General features: G+C 52.3%; 21 protein-coding genes and 1 pseudogene. 20 read left to right on the forward strand and 2 right to left on the reverse strand.

What is annotated here, in order from left to right; genetic code table 11:
- Positions 1 to 12 precede the first annotated feature (12 nt).
- Positions 13 to 462: pseudogene (locus C7K08_RS16400) on the forward strand (RsmD family RNA methyltransferase); the annotation flags it as partial.
- Positions 463 to 486: 24 nt separating this feature from the next.
- Here the strand turns inward: C7K08_RS16400 and petG are convergent.
- Positions 487 to 600: a cytochrome b6-f complex subunit V gene (petG, locus tag C7K08_RS16405; RefSeq protein ID WP_015110794.1), complete on the reverse strand. Its 114-nt coding sequence runs from the start codon at positions 598 to 600 to the stop codon at positions 487 to 489.
- Positions 601 to 692: 92 nt separating this feature from the next.
- On the opposite strand from petG, the gene C7K08_RS08700 reads away from it, so the two are divergent.
- The 14 genes from C7K08_RS08700 (at position 693) to C7K08_RS08755 (ending at position 11,703) form a co-directional block, all read left to right on the forward strand.
- A complete protein-coding gene (locus tag C7K08_RS08700; RefSeq protein WP_241537164.1) occupies positions 693 to 1,073 on the forward strand; it encodes a c-type cytochrome in 381 nt (126 codons plus the stop codon).
- Positions 1,070 to 1,804 (forward strand): RNA methyltransferase, encoded by a 735-nt coding sequence (locus tag C7K08_RS08705; RefSeq protein WP_106500246.1) that lies wholly within the window; start codon positions 1,070 to 1,072, stop codon positions 1,802 to 1,804. Before C7K08_RS08700 ends, C7K08_RS08705 begins: the two co-directional genes overlap by 4 nt.
- Positions 1,805 to 1,828: 24 nt before the next feature.
- Positions 1,829 to 2,845: a serine hydrolase gene (locus C7K08_RS08710; protein WP_106500247.1), complete on the forward strand. Its 1,017-nt coding sequence runs from the start codon at positions 1,829 to 1,831 to the stop codon at positions 2,843 to 2,845.
- Positions 2,842 to 4,230: a DUF3370 domain-containing protein gene (locus C7K08_RS08715; protein WP_241537165.1), complete on the forward strand. Its 1,389-nt coding sequence runs from the start codon at positions 2,842 to 2,844 to the stop codon at positions 4,228 to 4,230. The genes C7K08_RS08710 and C7K08_RS08715 overlap by 4 nt, the downstream gene beginning before the upstream one ends.
- 2 nt (positions 4,231 to 4,232) lie before the next feature.
- Positions 4,233 to 5,330, forward strand: a complete 1,098-nt coding sequence (gene bchI, locus C7K08_RS08720; protein ID WP_106500261.1) for a magnesium chelatase ATPase subunit I — start codon at positions 4,233 to 4,235, stop codon at positions 5,328 to 5,330.
- A complete protein-coding gene (gene ruvC / locus C7K08_RS08725; protein WP_106500248.1) occupies positions 5,312 to 5,773 on the forward strand; it encodes a crossover junction endodeoxyribonuclease RuvC in 462 nt (153 codons plus the stop codon). Before bchI ends, ruvC begins: the two co-directional genes overlap by 19 nt.
- A complete protein-coding gene (locus C7K08_RS08730; RefSeq protein WP_241537166.1) occupies positions 5,758 to 6,345 on the forward strand; it encodes a 5-formyltetrahydrofolate cyclo-ligase in 588 nt (195 codons plus the stop codon). Before ruvC ends, C7K08_RS08730 begins: the two co-directional genes overlap by 16 nt.
- A 90-nt stretch (positions 6,346 to 6,435) precedes the next feature.
- Positions 6,436 to 6,594: a hypothetical protein gene (locus C7K08_RS15365; protein WP_161955853.1), complete on the forward strand. Its 159-nt coding sequence runs from the start codon at positions 6,436 to 6,438 to the stop codon at positions 6,592 to 6,594.
- A gap of 38 nt (positions 6,595 to 6,632) precedes the next feature.
- Complete coding sequence (locus C7K08_RS08735) at positions 6,633 to 7,064, forward strand: hypothetical protein (RefSeq protein WP_133165198.1); 432 nt, start codon at positions 6,633 to 6,635, stop codon at positions 7,062 to 7,064.
- Complete coding sequence (locus C7K08_RS08740; protein WP_106500251.1) at positions 7,039 to 7,461, forward strand: SufE family protein; 423 nt, start codon at positions 7,039 to 7,041, stop codon at positions 7,459 to 7,461. The genes C7K08_RS08735 and C7K08_RS08740 overlap by 26 nt, the downstream gene beginning before the upstream one ends.
- Positions 7,462 to 7,493: 32 nt before the next feature.
- Positions 7,494 to 8,798: a homoserine dehydrogenase gene (locus tag C7K08_RS08745; protein WP_106500252.1), complete on the forward strand. Its 1,305-nt coding sequence runs from the start codon at positions 7,494 to 7,496 to the stop codon at positions 8,796 to 8,798.
- A 103-nt stretch (positions 8,799 to 8,901) separates the two neighbouring features.
- Positions 8,902 to 9,078 carry a hypothetical protein gene (locus C7K08_RS15990; protein WP_162842899.1) on the forward strand — a complete coding sequence of 59 codons (177 nt, stop codon included), beginning with the start codon at positions 8,902 to 8,904 and terminating at the stop codon, positions 9,076 to 9,078.
- On the forward strand, positions 9,056 to 10,681 hold the full coding sequence (locus C7K08_RS08750; protein ID WP_241537167.1) for an ABC transporter substrate-binding protein: 1,626 nt from the start codon (positions 9,056 to 9,058) through the stop codon (positions 10,679 to 10,681). Before C7K08_RS15990 ends, C7K08_RS08750 begins: the two co-directional genes overlap by 23 nt.
- Before the next feature lie 2 nt (positions 10,682 to 10,683).
- Positions 10,684 to 11,703, forward strand: coding sequence for an ABC transporter permease (locus C7K08_RS08755; RefSeq protein ID WP_106500253.1), 1,020 nt, complete (start codon positions 10,684 to 10,686; stop codon positions 11,701 to 11,703).
- Here C7K08_RS08755 and C7K08_RS08760 read toward each other — a convergent pair.
- Positions 11,700 to 13,217, reverse strand: a complete 1,518-nt coding sequence (locus C7K08_RS08760) for an alpha/beta hydrolase (RefSeq protein WP_161955854.1) — start codon at positions 13,215 to 13,217, stop codon at positions 11,700 to 11,702. The two genes, C7K08_RS08755 and C7K08_RS08760, sit on opposite strands and share 4 nt — an antisense overlap.
- A gap of 110 nt (positions 13,218 to 13,327) precedes the next feature.
- Here C7K08_RS08760 and C7K08_RS08765 point away from each other — a divergent pair, with 110 nt between their 5' ends.
- From C7K08_RS08765 to C7K08_RS08795, 5 genes are all read left to right on the forward strand, one after another.
- Entirely contained in the window at positions 13,328 to 14,509 is a 1,182-nt protein-coding gene (locus tag C7K08_RS08765) for an MFS transporter (RefSeq protein WP_241537168.1), read from the forward strand.
- A 483-nt stretch (positions 14,510 to 14,992) separates the two neighbouring features.
- Positions 14,993 to 15,406, forward strand: a complete 414-nt coding sequence (locus tag C7K08_RS16875) for a type II toxin-antitoxin system VapC family toxin (RefSeq protein WP_106500257.1) — start codon at positions 14,993 to 14,995, stop codon at positions 15,404 to 15,406.
- 176 nt (positions 15,407 to 15,582) lie between these two features.
- The gene (locus C7K08_RS08785; protein ID WP_206603827.1) at positions 15,583 to 16,284 is read left to right on the forward strand and encodes a VIT1/CCC1 transporter family protein; all 702 of its coding nucleotides are present in this window, start codon (positions 15,583 to 15,585) and stop codon (positions 16,282 to 16,284) included.
- 218 nt (positions 16,285 to 16,502) lie between these two features.
- Positions 16,503 to 17,912 carry a hypothetical protein gene (locus C7K08_RS08790; protein WP_106500258.1) on the forward strand — a complete coding sequence of 470 codons (1,410 nt, stop codon included), beginning with the start codon at positions 16,503 to 16,505 and terminating at the stop codon, positions 17,910 to 17,912.
- A gap of 369 nt (positions 17,913 to 18,281) precedes the next feature.
- The coding region (locus C7K08_RS08795; protein ID WP_106500259.1) for a C-type lectin domain-containing protein at positions 18,282 to 19,240 on the forward strand (959 nt) is incomplete at its 3' end.

Consider the following 19,240-nt stretch of genomic DNA (forward strand, 5'->3'; position numbering starts at 1 on the left):
CCCCTTGCCCTAGTGCGAGAGGCGGTAATGAATAGCTTGAGGCCCCAAATACCGGGCAGCCGTTGGCTTGATCTATGCAGCGGCAGCGGTGCCATGGCCTGTGARGCCCTGCTGCACGGGGCAGCATTTGTGCAGCTGGTGGAAGAAAACCGCCGCATTGCTGCCGTTGCCCGCAGCAACTTGGAGGCTTTGGGTGATGCCTACAGAAACAAGTGGCAACTGGCGGTTTCGGATGTTGATCGCTGGCTTAACAGCAGGCGCAACCCRGCCAAAACAGAGATTTTTTCATTGATCTATGGGGATCCCCCCTATCGATCGAATCTTTATGGATCAATTGCCAAAGCCATCTATGCCGGTAACTGGCTTGCGCCAACGGGAAGGCTGTTGCTGGAATGCTCCAGGGATGAAACACCAAGCTGCGAAGCACCCTGGCTAGAGCTAAGCCGCAAGCGTTATGGCCGAACACTTGTGCTGCAGTGGCAGYTCCTAGCCGCCGAGGGCACTGCCCCGGCGATATTGATTCCAGGCGGCAACAAAAAGACCCACCAGGGTTACGGGGATCAAGCCCAGAACGATGCCGCAAAGGAGAGGTTCGATCATCAGCCTGATTTGGTGGATAGAGTTGATTGAAACAACTTAAGGGAGTCGACCCCACCTTGGACCCCTTCCCCCAACTATTGAAGTGATCTGCATTGACGCAAACGGAAATAACAACTGCAGATAACAGGCGAGGCTTGATCACAGCCCTTGTGGGCCTTGCCCTGGTGGCGGCTTTGCTGCTTTCTGTTTTCCTCTACGGCCAAAGCCGTCAAGATCCYTATACCCGCAGCAGCTTGGATCTACAGGGGGATCAAGAGCGGGGCTCAAAGTTGTTTTTAATTAATTGCGCCGGCTGCCATGGCATCGCTGGCCAAGGCTTGGTGGGGCCAAATCTGCATGGCGTAAGCCGTCGCAAGGGAGATTCAGCCTTGATCCAACAGGTGGTKAGTGGTCGCACCCCACCTATGCCTAAGTTTCAACCGGATCCCCAGGCGATGGCCGACCTGCTTGCCCATCTCCATACCCTGCAGTGACMTGCCTAGCGGTGGTGCTGGTGGAAACTGCCGGTCCATTGAACCTCGGCAGTGTTGCCAGGCTTTGCGCCAACTACGAACCAAGCTGCTTAAGGCTGGTGAACCCCCGTTGTGAACTGGATGATCCCCTGGCCCATTTGATGGCAGTGCATGGGCGGCCCTGGCTCGGCAAAGCAGAAACCTATGGCGACCTAGCTGCTGCCGTTGCCGATTGCCGCCGGGTTGTGGCCTGTTCCGGAAGAATTGAAAATCAAGAACGCCCCCACCACAGCCCCAAGGAAGCATTGGAATGGTTGCTTGAACCCCAGGGGGGACCAAGCCAAGTGGCGCTTGTGTTTGGCCGKGAAGACCATGGCTTACACAACAACGAATTACTGCTGGCGGGCAGGTTGCTGCGCATCCCAACGGCKCCCACCTATGGCTCTTTAAATCTTTCCCACGCTGTGGCAATTTGCCTGGCCGAAATTCAACAGCTCCACCAAGCACAAGCGCCAAMCCYCCAGGCCTCCCCATTGGCCCCATTAGCCGCCCAGGGGCACCTTGAGCAAAGCCTGCAGGATRCCGAGGCCCTGCTTTTGGAGGTGGGTTTCCTGTATCCGCACACCGCCAAGGCGCGCATGGCAAAACTKAGGCATTTATTACTGCGGGCCGAACCCAATGGGGAAGAGGTGGCGCTGCTTAGGGGAATGGTGCGTCAACTGCGTTGGGCTATTGGCCGCGATTCTGGGTAAGTTGGCCTGCGCTAGGGCAGGGTTTTGAGCCAACGTTTTTCTGCAAGCCAACCAGCCCTGCTATTGCTGMGGCTGTTGATCCTTGGGGTGGGCCTGGGGGTGTTAACGGGCACAGCCCTAAAACTTTTAGCGCCTCGATTTAGCGGCATCGGAGCGAGTAGCAGGAGCGCCATYGCAGTTGTTAACCGCTCCGACATGGGGGAATTCAAGCCAACCAATGAACTGCTGGATCTGAGCAAAAGATTTAGCCAACTAGCTGCCGCCCAACCAAACCTCAAGGCCGGTGCATTTGTGYTGGTGCTGGATACGGGCAGTTATGCCCAGCTAAATGCMGACACACCTCTACCGGCAGCCAGTGCGATCAAAACACCAATCTTGCTGGCTGCGTTTGAGGCAATTGATCAAGGCAAAGCAAAACTGAATGAGAAACTAACCATCAGCAAAGTTGTTGTTGGCGGTGGTTCTGGCTGGATGGGCAGCCAACCTTTGGGTAGCCGCTTCAGTTTTAATGAGGTKGCAACTGAAATGATTCGCGTTAGCGACAACACCGCCACCAACCTATTAATTCAAAGATTGGGTGGTAAAACCGCCCTAAATGCCAAATTTCTCCAATTGGGTTTAACGGGCACTGCAATCAAAAATTGGCTGCCAGATCTTGATGGCACCAACACCAGCACCCCTAGGGATCAAGCAAGAACAATTGCGTTAGTTGAAACCGGTAAGGAACTATCACCCCGCAGCCGCGACCTATTTCGCTCAACCCTTGGCAGCTCCAGAACAGACACCTTGATCCCCACGGGCTGGTTGCAGGGTTTAGGCGGTGGCAGTGATGAGGTGAATGCTGCCCTGCTCAGTAAAGGGGTGAGGGTATTCAATAAAACCGGTGATATCGGTATCGCCTACGTGGATTCCGGTTTGATTGAACTAGCAGATGGCCGCCGCGCTGTTGCCTCTTACATGGTGAAGGGTCCATTTAATGATCCCCGCAGCACCGATCTGATCCGAGCGATGGCAGCTGCCACCTCCCAGGTATTGAGATGAAATTGATGATGAAACTAAAAATGAAATTAACTTTTTGGCCCGCCGTATTAGGCGCCCTGTTGTTTGAAACATTGATCCTGCCAAACCAGGCCCAGGCCCAAACAGAGCAATTCCGTGCCGGCGTGGTGCGGGCCCTACCAGGCCAATTGGATCGCGGCTTGATGATCAACGACAACAACCCAGAAGTAGTGAAGGGTGCTGGGATTTTGTTATCAACATTTGATGGTAAAAATCGCCCCGTACCTGACGCCCATTTAAATCTGCCCCTCGATGGCAGTTTTGAATTATTTAGCCATCACATTTTTGCTGGCGTTGGGCCAAATCCAAACAGCACCCTTTGGCTTGGCATTGTGCTGGGCAATCGCACAAACAGGGCCATAACGATCCGAATGCCCTCTGGAGCCAGCTGGCTATCACAACCGGATGCCCCTTTTCTACCCCTTCCCCACCAACTTGAACACGATGGCTTGAGTGTTTACGCCGGGCCTGGCTCCCGGGCCGCCGGCGACCTAATCGCCGGCGCACCAAGGCCCAGCTGGTTGCCCGCCAGCATCWCCCTGCCCCCCAATAGCAGCCAATTGGCTTTTAGTTTGCCGATCCCTGTGAAGGGYTTGGATCCATTGCTAAATGGCCGCAACTTGCAGGTGCGCTTYGAAAGCGATGGCCCTGTGGCCCTAGCAAGCCTTGCCTTGATCAGTGATAACCCACCCAGCCCGGAGCAATGGCTTGCCCTGCTTGATGGCGGTTTGAGCGARAAGGAACACGTGCCCACCCCTAAAGGGGCCCCGGGGCCAATCATTTATTCGCGCGTTAGTGGGGTGCAACAGGGCAGGCGCTGGAARGGTGTGCTCAGYGATCCGGGCAGCAAAGTGCTGCAGATTGGCGATCAGCCGGTTTCATGGCCAATCGCCAGCCTGCAAAAGGGAACCTTCGGCACTGGCCAGGTGCAATCAGCCCAATTGCTTGCCTATTACCCCAACACAGCCTGGGAAGCCCATGGCAACTACGGCGTGGAATACGACCTGGATTTACCCCTGCGCAATGGCGGCAAGCAAACCCAACAACTGGCYYTAAGCCTGGAATCACCCTTAAAAAGCGACCGCAAGGAAGGGGGCCTGCGTTTTAGAAATCCGCCSGGGCCAGCRATCTTTTTTCGAGGCAGCGTTGAGCTGCGCGGCCTTGATGGCAATCCAGGCCGCAAATATCTGCACCTGGTTCTACGCCAGGGYGATTTAGGTAAACCCTTGGGTTTCGTAACGCTTGCGGCGGGTGAACAACGCAATGTGCGGCTGCGCTTGATCGTGCCCGCTGATATCACCCCTGTGCAGGTGCTAACGGTTACACCCTTAGCTGTGAAACAATCCGAACCAGTGCCCGTTAAYTAGTGGTGAGCCAGGTTCGTAAGCGCAGGGTTTATCCCTTTACCGCCATCGTGGGCCAGGCGGAGATGAAGCTGGCCCTTCTGCTGAATGTGATTGATCCACGCATCGGCGGCGTGATGATCATGGGCGATCGGGGCACGGGTAAAAGCACCACCATCCGCGCCCTGGCTGAYCTGCTGCCAGAGATCGATGTGGTGGCKGGCGACCCCTACAACAGCTCCCCWAGCGAYCCCGACCTGCAAAGCGCTGAGGTGCGCAGTAGGGCAGATAAAGGTGAGCTGCTGCCGGTGGAACCACGGCAGGTGCCCATGGTGGATCTACCCCTGGGTGCCACTGAAGATCGACTTTGCGGCACGATCGACATTGAAAAAGCACTTAGTGAAGGCATTCGGGCCTTTGAACCAGGGCTACTGGCCAAGGCAAATCGCGGCCTGCTTTATGTGGATGAGGTGAACCTGCTAGACGACCACTTGGTGGATGTGTTGCTGGATTCAGCCGCCTCGGGTTGGAACACGGTGGAACGCGAGGGGGTGAGCGTGCGCCATCCAGCCAGGTTTGTGTTGATCGGTTCAGGYAACCCAGAGGAAGGTGAATTAAGGCCCCAGTTACTAGACCGCTTTGGCATGAGCGTTGAGGTGCGCACGGTGCGCAATGCCCAGCAGCGGGTGCAGGTGGTGGAACAACGCAGCAGTTTTGATGGCAACCCCGACGGCTTTTTGCAGCAGGTGCAAACGGCCCAACAAGCACTGCAAACCAAGGTGGTGGCAGCCCAGGAACGGCTAGCCAATGTGCAGCTAGATCCCGACTTGCGCTTAAAAATTTCCGAGGTGTGCGGCCAATTGAATGTGGATGGTTTGCGGGGAGACATCGTTACCAACAGGGCGGCTCGGGCCCTTGCGGCCTATGAAGAGCGTTTGGAGGTGAGCGATGAGGATGTGGCCAGGGTGGTGGCCTGTTGCCTGCGGCATCGCCTACGCAAAGACCCCTTGGAGGCAATCGATTCAGGCGAGAGGGTTGTGAAGGTGTTCTGCCAAGTATTTGCAAGGCCTATGCCAAAGGATTTAAGTGAATTTGAACTAGCTCAATGCGAATCCTTGGCATAGATCCAGGCCTGGCGCGGGTGGGTTATGGCGTRATTGAAACCGGCCCACCCATAGAGATGTTGGATTGCGGCATGATCAGCACAGAAGCGGGCAAAAGTGAAGGCCAGCGAATGGTGGAAATCGCTAATGATCTACGCCAATTAATYCGCCGCTGGCAGCCTGATTTAGCTTCTGTTGAAAAGTTTTTCTTCTACCGCTCCAGCAACACAATTGCGGTGGTGCAAGCGCGGGGAGTGTTGATCATGACCCTTAGCCGCTTTCGAATACCAATTGTTGAATACCCCCCAATGCAAATCAAACTCGCCCTTGCTGGCCATGGCCATGCCGATAAAAGCGATGTGCAAGATGCSGTAATGCGTGAATTAAATCTTGATGAACGGCCCAAACCAGACGACGCTGCTGATGCATTAGCAGTTGCTTTAACGGCTTGGTTTCAACGGTGAAGGCAAGCTATCGCAGGCGCTTTCGTGAGCTGCGCCTGAATMAATTCAATGCTGAATATGGCAAACAAAAAGAACAGCTACTAATTAATGCCGTAGTGAAAACCCTRTCGGAATTCAAAAGTAAACAATATTTAGGTATTTTTTGGCCCCTGGCTGGAGAGCCAAACTTGCTGGCCCTTGGCCAGCATTGGCCTGGTCCCCTGGCCCTACCGGCGGTGMTCGCTAAGARCGAAAGGGAGGCTGCTCGCCTCAGCTATCTARCTTGGCCCCCAGATGGGCCCCTAGTAAAGGACGCCTGCGGCATTCCAGCACCGGCATKCCATGGAGCCCTAAGGCCAGAGGAAATTGCCCTGCTGCTGGTGCCGGCTTTAGCGGTGGATCAAAGCGGCATTCGGCTCGGTTATGGCGGTGGCTGGTACGACCGGTTGCGCCAGGATCCAACTTGGCAACAGGTGCCGGCCCTAGTGGTGTTGCCCCAGTGCTGTGTGGTGGAGCAATTGCCAAGGGATCCCTGGGATGTGCCTTTTGCCGGCTGGATCACAGAAACGGGATGCCAGCGGCTGCAACCTTGAACTTCCGTTGCAATGAACACCAACGGGCTTTTGTTTTTGTAAGGATGCCTTGGTAACGGGTAAACAGCTTTGCTTTCCAGTTCCGCTTCCATGCCACAAAAAGGCAGCCATCAAACCAATAAAACCAAAAKCGCCGCTGCTGGTGATAAGCGCCCCAATCAAGCCCTAGAGCTGATGATTGGTTCATTGGTGGGAATGGTTCAAGTTGGCAGGCTTGATCAAGCCGGCAATGGCTTTACTGGCTTCTAGGCCCTAGCTAGATTTRAAAGAGTTAATAAATGCAAGTGATGCTTTTAAGCAACAGGCCAGCAATAACCCTTGGTTTAATAACTACTTGCTTACTTGTTGGCCAAGCGCTGGTAATTCCTAATGCCGCCCGAGCCCATGGGGTGGAAACCAACTTTTCTGGTTTAGAAGCCAGCGGTTTACTGCAATTAAATTCCCACTTCTCCACTGGTGAACCTTTAGTTAATGCTGAAGTGCGTTTGCAATCACCAGATGGCAGCAAAACCCTGARGCTGGGGCGCACCGGCAGTGATGGCAGCTTTAAAGCAAAAATGCCGGCCCAAGCCAACCGCGAATGGGAACTGGTGGTGGATGGCGGCCCTGGGCACCGCGATTATTTGGAATTAGGCCGCTCGTTACTTGGCATCAGCGCCTTAGGCTCATTGGCATTAATTGGAWTCATTCGCCATGGCAAGCGGCAGCGCCGCCCTTGATGAAATTGTTGCCAAGTTAAAAGGCAGCAGCGATCCCAAACGTCGTTACGAATATGTGCTGTGGTTAGCCAAAAAATTACCGCCCGCCCCTGCTGAATTGCAATGCGAAAGCAATCGGGTTAAGGGTTGTGTGTCGCAGGTTTTTGTGCAGCCACAGTTAGATGAAGGCCTTCTGCAGTGGCAGGGTGATGCCGATGCCCAAATCACCAAGGGATTGCTAGCCCTTTTAATCACTGGTTTAAACGGGCTAAGCGCAGCAGAAGTGGTTGCMGTTGATCCAAGCTTCATGGCAGAAACAGGGCTCCAGGCCAGCCTCACCCCATCAAGGGCCAATGGCTTCCTTAATATCCTGCGCCATATGCAGGCTCAGGCGGCTGCCCTTGCAGCCACCGCTTGATTAATAGGATCGATAAAAAAGGAACCGTTTAGATGGCAATTGGCATTGGCTTAATTGGGCTTGGCACCGTTGGCAGGGGTGTGGCCGAGATCCTGCTTGATCCCAAAGGCAGGCACCCTTTGGTGGCAGAGCTCGAGTTGCGCCAAGTGGCGGTGCGCAGCCTGGAGCGAAGCCTTCCCCAAGGCCTAAACAAGGAATTGCTCTGCACCGATGCCGCTGCGGTTGTAGCCAATCCAGMGGTGGATTTAGTGGTGGAGGTGATGGGAGGGTTAGAACCAGCCCGCAGCTTGATTCTTGCCGCAATTGCAGCAGGTAAAGCGGTGGTAACAGCGAATAAAGCTGTRATCGCCCGCCATGGCGCTGAGATAGCAGCTGCCGCTGCTGAAAAAGGGGTTTATGTGTTGATGGAAGCGGCTGTTGGTGGTGGCATTCCAATTCTGGAACCCCTTAAGCAATCCCTGGGCGCCAATCGCATTGAACGGGTTAGCGGCATCATCAATGGCACCACCAACTACATCCTCAGCCGCATGGCCCTGGAAGGGGCCAGTTACCCAGAGGTGTTAGCTGATGCCCAAGCCCTTGGTTATGCAGAAGCCGATCCTGCCGCCGATGTGGAAGGCGGGGATGCCGCAGATAAAATCGCCATTATTGCTGGGCTTGCCTACGGCGGATTAGTTGATCGAGCTGCCATTCCAACGGAAGGCATTAATCAACTACAAATACGCGATATCAACTACGCCCGGGAACTCGGATTTGTGGTGAAGCTATTGGCTGTGGCTGAACGGCACAGCAGTGATAGCGATGGCACTGAGGTGCTTGATGTGCGYGTTCATCCCACCCTGGTGCCCCTTGATCACCCCTTAGCTGGGGTGAATGGCGTTAACAACGCAATCCTGGTGGAAGCTGATCCGGTGGGGAGGGTSATGTTCTATGGCCCTGGAGCCGGCTCCGGMCCCACCGCCAGCGCCGTAGTTGCCGACATCCTCAATATTGCYGCAATCCAACAGGTGGCAGGKGCAAAAGCAGGCCTAGATCCCTTGCTAGCTGCCGGCAGTTGGCGTTCCTGCCGGCTAGTGGATAGCACYATCACCCAGCACCGCAATTACGTGCGTTTTCAAACCGCCGACAARCCAGGTGTGATCGGTCATATCGGTAGTTGTTTTGGCGCTGAGGGTGTGAGCTTGCAATCAATCGTGCAGTTTGAATCAAAAAATGCCGGCGCTGAAATTGTGGTTATTACCCATGTGGTGCAGGAAAGCAATTTCCAGCGGGCCTTGGSAATGATTTTATTGCGGCCTGAGGTGGAAGCTATTACCWGCTGCCTACGTACGCTTTAGMTCAATTGATAACTGGGTTCCCTCACAAAGGCAGCCCAGTGTTCAGCTCGAACCTTGCCTGTGGGCTTAGGTAAGGAATGATTCGATCAATCGCGAGAAGCACATGCGACTCCATCAGGGCGATTGCATTCACCTCCGTTGTGATCCCGATCTCTACCAAGTGATCGGCGTAGATGATCGCCAGGGCCGTTGTTGGGTGAGGCGCTGGCCTCTGCAGGCAGAAGGGTCACCCGTTTTTGAGGTTTCGCTAAATATTGTTGCCAGCACCCCAAAGCCATAGGTTGGTGCCGCAAGCGCAAACCACCTTGGTTAGGTCACTCAAAAGCTGGTTTTATATCCCCTTAAGCCTCTTTTTAGGGTTAGCTGGCTGCGCGAAAAAGCAGGAGCACCCACCTCTGGTGGTTGCCAGCTATGGATCGATCGACACGATCGATCCAGCCCAAGCCACCACCTCAAGCGCCATGCAATTGATTGCGGCCCTTGGCGACCCCCTCTATGGCATCAATGCCAGTGGGCAGATCGAACCGCGGCTGGCAGCAGCCATGCCTGAACTGAGCAACCAAGGCCTTAGGGCTGTGATCCGCTTGCGCCAGGGGGTGCATTTTCACGATGGCAGCGTTTTTAATGCCGAAGCGATGGCCTTTAGCCTGCGCCGGTTCATTGCMATCGCCAAACTTAGTTATGTGGTGGGTGATCGCATAACTGGCGTAAATGTGCTCGGCCCCTATGAGTTGGAGCTAATCCTGAGGCGTCCCTTTAGCCCCCTAGCTGCACTACTTAGTTCCACCAGCCTCACGCCGGTATCACCAAAAGCCTATAAAAATCATCAGCGCAGTTTTTTAACGGGCGGCTTCGTTGGCACGGGCCCCTATCAACTCAGTTTCTATAGCCCCCAACTGCAACGGCTAAAACCATTTAATAAATATTGGGGTGCAAAAGCGCGAAATAACGGTGTTGCCTTGGTGGGTATGGGCAGTTCCACCACCTTGTTTGGCGCCCTTAATGCCGGTGATGTGGATGTGCTGCTCTCCAGCAGCCTGGAACCAGATCAACAAAGGGCTCTCCACCAAAAGGCCACCCGTGGTGTGCTCAAGGAAGGGGTGGGGCCAGCCCTTGAAATCGGTTATCTGAGTGTGCTCAGTGATCGYCCCCCCTTAAATCGGCTGCGTTTGCGTAAAGCCCTTGCCCTAAGCCTCAATCGCCCCCAGATCAGTGCAAGGGTTAGCGACAACATTCGCGACCCCCTCTATGGCCTAGTGCCGCCAAGCCTGCCCGGTGCCAGCGCCGGCTGGCCGCAACAAAACATTCCGGCCGCCCGTCAACTGCTTAAACAAGAGGGTTATTGCGGCACTAAACGGCTGGAGTTGAACCTCACCTATCGCTCTAATGTGCCCACCGATCGMCTGTTTGCCCTTACTTGGCAGGAACTGCTGAGCACAAAATTGGCCGATTGCCTCCAGYTGAGTGTTACTGGCATGGAATCCACCACCGCCTATAAACAACTGGGGGATGGCGCTTTTCAGCTRATGATGCTGGATTGGTCGGGGGATTATCCCGACCCTGATAACTATTTAGTGCCGTTGCTGGCCTGTAAACGCCCCCTGGGCTATGTGTGCAAAGAAGGTGAAAGTGCGGCCAGCGGTAGTTTTTGGAGTGCCCCAGGGCTACAAGCGCAATTGATCGCCACCGAAGAGATCAGTGGGCCAGGGCGAATAAAAGCGCTTAAAACCGTGCAGCAGCGTGCCGCCCAAGGGGTTCCCTATCTGCCGATCTGGCTGGTGCGATCAAGGGCATGGGCAAGGCCCCCAGTGAGCACACCCCGCTTTGATGGCAGCGGCCGTTTATTGCTAGCTGATCTACAYCGCCAGGGGGAAGCAAATTAGTTATGGATCGTGGCAACCAGCTATTGCGATATGTGGGCAGCCGTTTGCTGCTGGCGCCGGTGATGTTGTGGTTGATCGCCAGCTTGGTTTTTCTGTTGTTGCGGGTTGCMCCCGGTGATCCKGTAGATGCACTGCTTGGCAGTAGGGCAAGTGAAGCGGCTAGGGAACAATTGCGCCAACAATTGGGATTAAATCAACCACTACCGCTGCAATATCTTGATTTTTTAACTGATCTACTTAAGGGCGATCTCGGCACATCACTTGTGAGTGCAAAGCCGGTGCTAAGGATCGTGAGAGATGCCTTGCCGGCAAGTATTGAATTGGGTTTTGTTGCCCTTGTGATCGCTGCCGTGCTGGGTTTAATCGCCGGCTTTAGTGGAATAGCAAAACCAGAGGGAAAGATTGATTTAGCTGGGCGCTTATATGGCATCGGCACCTATGCACTACCAAGTTTTTGGGCTGCCATGGTGTTTCAATTGGTATTTGCAGTGAAGTTGGGCTGGTTTCCAGTGGGGGGGCGTTTCCCTCCCACCTTGGTGCCACCCAATGGCAGCGGTTTTTATTTAATAGATGGCATTTTTAGTGGTAATTGGCAAGTTATTACAGCTGCCCTACGCCATCTAGCCCTTCCTGCCTTCACGCTTGGCCTATTACTAAGTGGCATTTTTGATAATGCCCTACGCCTAAATCTGCGGCGGGTGCTCCGTTCCGAYTACRTGGAAGCAGCCCGCAGCCGTGGCATCAGCGAAACCCAAGTGGTGCTGCGCCATGGGCTGCCGAATGCCCTATTACCAGTGCTCACAATCGCGGGAATAACAGTGGCATCTTTGGTGGGGGGAGCACTGTTGATCGAAGTGATCTTTTCATGGCCRGGTATTGCCAATCAACTGCAGGAGGCKATCAACAGAAGGGACTATCCGCTCGTGCAAGGAATTGTKGTGGTGGTGGCCACACTTGTGGTGWTGGTGAGCCTGGTGGTTGATGTGCTGGTTGCAATTTTAGATCCGCGCATAAAATTCTAATWTTTAACTTCTGTAATTTCAGMTAATGGCTGCAATTGTTTTAGCCAACTGCGATCAATCACATAGGCCTGCACTCCACCTTGATTGAACTTACCAATCAGTGGCGTTTGCTTAGCTGCGATGCTAGAAATAAAACCAGCTTGAATTTCCAATAGCATTGATTGCACCTGCAGCGGTTCTTTACCAACAAAATCGGCACCAAGTTGCATTATTGGCTGTTCCTTTTCGATGCGCACCGCAGAGAAATGACTGGCGCCTTCAATAACAGCTAAACGGTTGCGTTTATTAGTTAATTGCTGAAAAGGAAGCAGTTGTTCCCTTAAAGGTGAGGTAACTAAATCAAGGCTTCCACCAATCATCAACACAGGTAAATCAAGGGATTTCAAGCCATCTCGGCCCCACAGCAAACTGCCAAAGCCATTGATTGCCACAACCGCATCCAAACCTTTGGCGGGGTTTGCCATTGGCAAAGCGAGGTTGGTGAGTTGGCATTGCAACAGAAAGGAACTATCGAGCACAGGAATAGAGGCCATCGCCCTTTGGCAACGCTGCTCCAAACCTGGCTGCAACTCGGCGCCTGCCCACAGCAAACCAGCCACAGCCCCTAGGGAATGGCCGATCAGCATGAACCGCGGCGGTGTTGGTTGGCTGCCGAAATGAAATTGCTTGGCTTCGATGGCAGCACTAACTGCATCCAGGTCTTGCAAACGCACGGGCAGGCTTTCAATGCCAGGTAAGGCCTGGCGACCCYCCAGCAAACCCCGCACAGCATCGGCATCACTGCCTTGATGTTGGATAGCAACCACAGGCCAGCCCTGGGCCGCAAGGCCCCGCCCCAGCCAGGCCAATTGTTCAATTGAGCCACCGAGGCCATGGCTAAGCAACAGCCAATGGCTTGCCGCTTGGTTTGATTTTGGCCACCACAACTGCAACGGTATTGATGCTTCGCGGTGGGGTACCAAAAGGCTTTGCTGTTCTGAACTAATTGGCAGCGCAGCRGGCAGTGCCACAACCKCCTCAGGCAGAGGCAGGGCCTTCAATTTRTTTTGCAAACTCACCTGTTGGCGCAATTGCCCCCTTAGCCGCCCCGCYAAWTCGATCAGKGCATCTAAATCAAGGCGCAGTTCTGGTGTGGGGGCAGCCCGCAATAGGTTGAGGGTGCTGGARCCATTGTGTTGTTGCATCAARTTGAGCAGCAATTCRCCGCCATCACCCTGGGGTGGCCGCAGCAACCTCCCCAGCTGTTGCACCARTTGCTGCCCGGCCCAACTATTTAGCAATGGGCCAATCGAATTACCCTGCAGGGGCAATGGTTGCAGTAGCAAAAGGCGAATGTTTTGCTGAGTTTTGGCATCTAACAGGTTTAACCAGGGGCCCAGTTCAAGGTTGTTGCCGGGTTGGAGGGCCCAATCCTCCAGTTGCTGGAGCTCGAGCGGCASMTCTAAACCAGCAACCCTCACGCTTAAACGTTCAGCYGCTACCCCTGGGTGTTGCCATAAGCACAGAAATGCCAACAGCAAGAAAACCTTGCTTGAAGGTTTGTAGAACAGGGTTGGCAGCCGAGGCAGAAACAACAGTGCAACTCGCCAGGTGGTGGCTGCAATTTCCCCGAACCCTACGCCGGGTGGCGCAATTTCGGGGTGTGGCAGCTCTAGGGGCTGGGGGAATTTTGTTCCTTGGCCCACTTGTATTCAACCGCGTTGGGCTTAGCAGTAGCCAAATTGGTTTTGCCCTTGCYCTTTCCAGTGTTGTTGGCCTGCTGGCCCGCGCTGGCAGTGGCATTTTGCTCGACCGTGGTTTAGCCCTAGGCACTCCACTGCGGCTTGGGGCTGTTTGCTCTATTGGCGCAGATCTAATCCTTTTCCATGCCCATAGTTTYCAAGTTTTTCTCGCGGGTGAATTACTACTCGGTTTGGCGATGGGCTTGTATTGGCCGGCGGCGGAGTTAGCCAGCGCCGAATTCAGCGCGCCMATGCCATCAAGCGAGGGCTTTGCCCTTGCCCGCAGCGCCGATGCTTTTGGAATAGCAACAGGAGCCCTACTGGGGAGTTGCTTGGCCTGGCGCCTGGGGCCTGAGGCATTGAGGCTGATCTATGGGGTTGACCTAWCGGGAATGCTGCTTTTCCTGTGGATAACAAGAAAGCTCCCGGCCCGGGGGCTGCCGCCAGCACCAGCAAAATTACCCGCCGGGAAAGTAAGAACTTGGTGGGGGCAAACCCTMTTGCCTRTTTTGATCGTTTCGCTCTTGGGCACAGGCCTACTCACGCTGCAACAAAGCGCCTTACCGCTGGATCTAGCCAATGGCGGCCTTGCTCGAGCTGGCTTACCGGAAGCTGGAGGCGGCCTATTAATTGTGTTGCAACTAATGCTGGTTTTAGTGCTGCAATGGCCAGTGGGCCATTGGTTAGCAAGTAAACCAGTGGCATTTGGCTTGCGCTTGAGTTTGATTTGTTTTGCTGCCGGCTGCCTGCTGCTTGCCCTATCGGCATTGCATAAGCATGGCTTGCTGYTGCTGCTGCTGGCCCAACCGCTACTGGCCCTTGCCACAGCTGCTTTTTTACCAACGATCACAGAAGCGGTGGTGGAATCGGTGAGCAGCAAAAAGCAAGGTTTGGCCTTGGGTATCTATTCACAAACCTGGGCGATTAGCGGTATTGGTTTGCCGCCTCTGGCCGGATTACTGCTGGAGCACCAGGGTCATGGATTGGGGCTTTGGCTGGGGATGGCTGGGTTRTGTGTAGCTGCCTTGGGCTTGGTCCAACCCTCGTGGGGTAAGGGTTCWGTGCCGTATTCCCAATCGTCGTAATCGGGATCGTTGCGAATTTTTTGATGCAGTTCCTTTTGCACGTCAAAATCGTGGGGCAATGGCAATTCAGGAGAATCTGGGGATTTGCYGGAAGCGTTATCTGATTCWGCTTGCATTAGAACTAAAAATAATTTGAATGTAGTTTGACCCATACCGTAGTAGCCAAGCAAGTTATTGRAACGCTGGAACAATTGAYAAAACGATGACCAGAGTCGTGACCATGGTCTTTGCTATGTTTAAAATTTAAAATCCCAGCCCAATGACTCAGATCAGCGCCAGCAAATTCAARGCATGCTGCCTCAGCCTCATGGAYGAAGTGGCYARCAGTGGCAAAGTGCTCGTGATCACCAAGAACGGCAAACCCGTAGCAGAGCTGCACCCATGCAGAGGTCAGCTCCGCTCCAGYCCCTTTGGCCTGCACCCGCAGTTGCAGCTGTTGGGCGATGTGATCAACCCCCTTGATGAACCCTGGKCCGCACTGCAATGAGCAAACCGTCGCTACTACTTGATACTCACATACTGCTTTGGCTGGATTGCAACGATAAGAAGYTGGGACCGGAATCCCGCAACACCATCAGCGCAGCCTGGCGAGARGGCTGCATAGCCGTGAGCGCCATCAGTTTTTGGGARGCCGCCATGCTTCAGGCGCGAAAGCGAATCGCRCTGCCRGTGAGCGTTTCGCTCTGGCGCAGCAACTGGTTAGCCGCGGGRCTACAGGAGWTACCTTTAAATGGAGATATTGCACTAGCAGCAGTTGAACTGATCGAGTTTCATTCCGATCCTGCAGACCGCTTCATCACAGCCACCGCCCAGAGGAACCAAGCTCAGCTGATTACCGCCGATAACGCAATTCTAAACTGGCCTGGGTTGCTGCCACGCCTTGATGCGCGGCAATAATTAGCTTCAAACTTGGCAAGAACGATGCTCATCGGCCCCGGAGCACTTAACCAACTGGAAAAGGAGGGAACTATCCAACGCTTTTAATAATGTTTTGAATTGGGCTGGCTAACGGTGARGCATTGATAGCATCACATTYGAGCCAYTAAACAGCCTCTTGCCTCAGAGTAGRGCCTATGCAATTGCAACGCCGCCACCGGGAAGCCCATAAAAGCCATCGGGCCGGCTGGTTGCGGGCGGCGGTGTTAGGGGCAAATGATGGCACTATTTCAGTGGCCAGCCTGGTGGTTGGGGTTGCMAGTGCAGGCAGCAAACCAGAAACGCTGCTAATTACTGCCCTAGCTGGATTGGTGGCTGGAGCTGCATCCATGGCAGCTGGTGAATATGTGTCGGTGCAAAGCCAGGCRGATACAGAAAAAGCAGATCTRGCTAAGGAAGCGGCGGAATTGATATCTGATCCAGAGGGTGAATTAGARGAACTCAGCTCGATTTACAGATCCCGGGGTTTAGAGGCCAGCCTCGCCAGAGCTGTAGCTGAACAACTAAGCCTTCAAGGGGCCCTAGAAGCCCATGCCCGCGATGAATTAGGCATCAGCGAAACCCTTAGGGCAAGGCCTTTGCAGGCAGCTTTTGCATCAGCTKTGGCCTTTGGTTTGGGTGCACTGGTGCCCTTGCTGGCGATATTGCTAGCYCCRGCTAGCAARGTGGTGCCCTTCACGGTGTTGCTTTCCCTTGGCAGCCTTTTGATATTTGGTGGCATGGCCGCAGCGGCAGGTGGGGCATCTGTGCGTAGAGGCGCCCTGCGGATGGTGATCTGGGGCGCCGTTGCCATGGGACTCACCTCAGCGGCCGGCCATTTATTTGGGGTGAAACTGTAGAAAACGCAATTATGGGTCCCTTCGCTGTAGTTACCGGAGGGCCTTAACCGGGTTTGGGGAATAAACGAAACCGGTTGCCGCTACTTGTTTATGCAATATCTGCATAAACCTGACGAAATTCTTAAAAACGAATATTATATAAAGAGATACAGATACCAAAGGCGTTCTGCCTCCTGGTACTCGCCGCTTCTCTGCCGTTTCTTGAGGGTTTGGGTTTTATGGCAACCGTTAAAGGCAAATATAATTACATTTCAGAAATACTAAAAGGTACAGAAAGTGATGACACTTTCATGGCAGGTTCTGGAAATGAATAYGCCTTTGGAGATTACGGAGTGGATACTGGTCTTTTCCCTTATGGAAACAATTTAATACTATCTGCTAATTATTATGTTGGTTTCGGAGTAGCGGTAATCTTAGTGCAAGGCAAAATTAATCCTATAGATGTTTATTATCTGGATGGTATAGAGATATTGCAAACATTGGATGTCGCATTGGATTTAAATAAAATCGATAGATTAGTTTGCAAAGAGTATGGATTACCTTACAATTTTATTCAAACCTCACCATCAAGCGCCATTGAAGGTCCATGGAACGAGGACTTAGTTTATAGTGATAGGTTTTTCAATACATTTTTCCCTCTTGGCGATGATATAACGATTTTTGGAAAAACTGATGCTATAAATCGGATTTACATAAATTATAGCAGTAAAAATATTTCAATTAATCAGCGAGATTTGAGTACAACCGATATTTATTCAGTTCTAAATGGTGAATTGCTACAGCATGTGAATGGGAAAAACCTTAACAGTATTATCACCACTGATGCATTGTATCGGAGATTACCAACATCTTCAACATGGGAGAAATGGGGCGCTCAAGAAGGATTTAATTTAATGAAATTTGATCTTTTAAATAATCTGCTTTTCTCAGTCACTCCATCAGCAACAACAATCAATGAAATCGGAACACTAACCACAACAATAGAAACGATAAATGTTGCATCAGGTACCACACTTTATTACTCATTAAGTGGCAATGGAATCACTACTGCTGATTTCTCTTTTGGTGCACTTACAGGTTCAGGAACAATTGCATCAAATGGGTCCTTCTCCTTCTCCCATACTCTTGCAAATGATCTAACAACAGAAGGTGCTGAATCTCTAAACATCAAACTATTTACTGATTCATCCCTTTCAACTCAGGTTGGATCTACTGCATCAGTGAGTATTGCTGACACTTCAGTCAATCCATTTAACCTTGATRTWGATGGCGATGGCAAAATAACCGCCCTTGGTGATGGTTTAATGGTAATTAGAAAGTTATTTGGTGCTGCTTTTGCAGGAGATGCATTAACAAATAAAGCAATGTCTCCAACCTCAACGCGTACCACTGCTGAAATCCATCAATTTATTGAATCTGGTATTTCTACTGGCACACTTGATGTAGATAAAGATGGGAAAACAACTGCATTAGGTGATGGTTTAATGGTAATTCGGCATTTATTTGGTGCTGCTTTTGCAGGTGCAGCACTCACCAATAAAGCAATCAGTCCTGATTCACCATACTTTGGTCCTACCGTAAATTTTGCTGCCGTTGCCGCAAATATTGATGCGATGCGTCCTGTTTAGATAGATCCAAACAACCTCTGGTGTCACAAATTCGCTTTAAGCAGTTGGTGCTGCTGTTGTAGTCACTGGGCGTTTGACCATCCCAACTGCTGATGGTGATTTGCTCCACTACTCAGCAGAGGCATCAGAACCATTGGAATCAACATCAAAAGCACCTGCTGCTGAAGTTGCTGCGAGTTGCTGCCTCAGAAGRGCAGCAGCAYTGGCGGGTCTTGGGTTGGAGTTATGGGGATAGCGAAGGAAACCAGACRGGGATTTATTGCGATATCTGCAAATCTTTAGGAAATMTTGAATTTTGGTCCAAAAYGWCCTAGATTGCGGTCAAAWGAGCAGAAATGCTCTGTGCTCTCTGAACTCAGGTAAAGACTTATGGCACCTGTAATACGCGGCAACTCCTTATACACAATTGTCGATGGTTTGAACTGGCAAGGTGGTGAAAATTATGCGATAAAACTTGGTGGGCACTTAGCATCAATTTCGAGCAGTGAAGAGGATATCTTTTTAAAAGAAAATTTTCAAAGGGGATGGATAGGACTCACTGACACTGCTAGCGAAGGCACTTGGAGATGGACGGATGGATCCCAAGTTACATATACCAATTGGGAAGTTGGGCAACCAGATAATACCCGCGAAATTCAGCATTATGCGCAAGCATGGACCCAGTCAGGCAAATGGGATGATGCAGAAGAAGACACTCCTCAACAATCGATTGCCTTCAATAAACGTTCGATAATTGAAATCCCCTTCATCCGCCGTGGTGATTCTGCCTATGTAATCGTTTCAGGTCCCACCTGGGAAGAAGCAGAAGCAAATGCCGTAAAACTTGGCGGGCACTTGGTGACGATTAATGATGCTGCAGAAAATGAATGGATCGCGACATCATATGGAGGGCGAGGTGGCACCTACAACCCAAGCGGGTTATGGAAATACTGGATAGGACTTAAAAAAACTAACTCTGATGGTGACCTTACATGGATTTCAAAAGAACCACTCTCATATCAAAATTTTCATCAGGGATCAAACGCGAGTAGTAACGAGTACGCATTCATAAATTTATGGCAGACTCAACTCTCGTACGAAGGAAATAATGGTGTTTGGGTTCCACATGCAAACCTTCACGGTGATTATGACGGAAAGAAAATGACAGGAATAGCAGAAATAAAACTCGCACCCAATAACACCCCCACTGGAACTCCAACGGTTGCAGGAACATTTAAAGTTGGATCTACACTCACAATAGATGCAACAGCAATCAAAGATAGCGATAACTTCACAGGTTATACACCAACATTTAAGTACAATTGGGAAACATCAACTGATGGCACCAC

Origin of the sequence: Synechococcus lacustris str. Tous, assembly GCF_003011125.1 — a bacterium.
Classification (GTDB): Bacteria; Cyanobacteriota; Cyanobacteriia; order PCC-6307; family Cyanobiaceae; genus Synechococcus_D; species Synechococcus_D lacustris.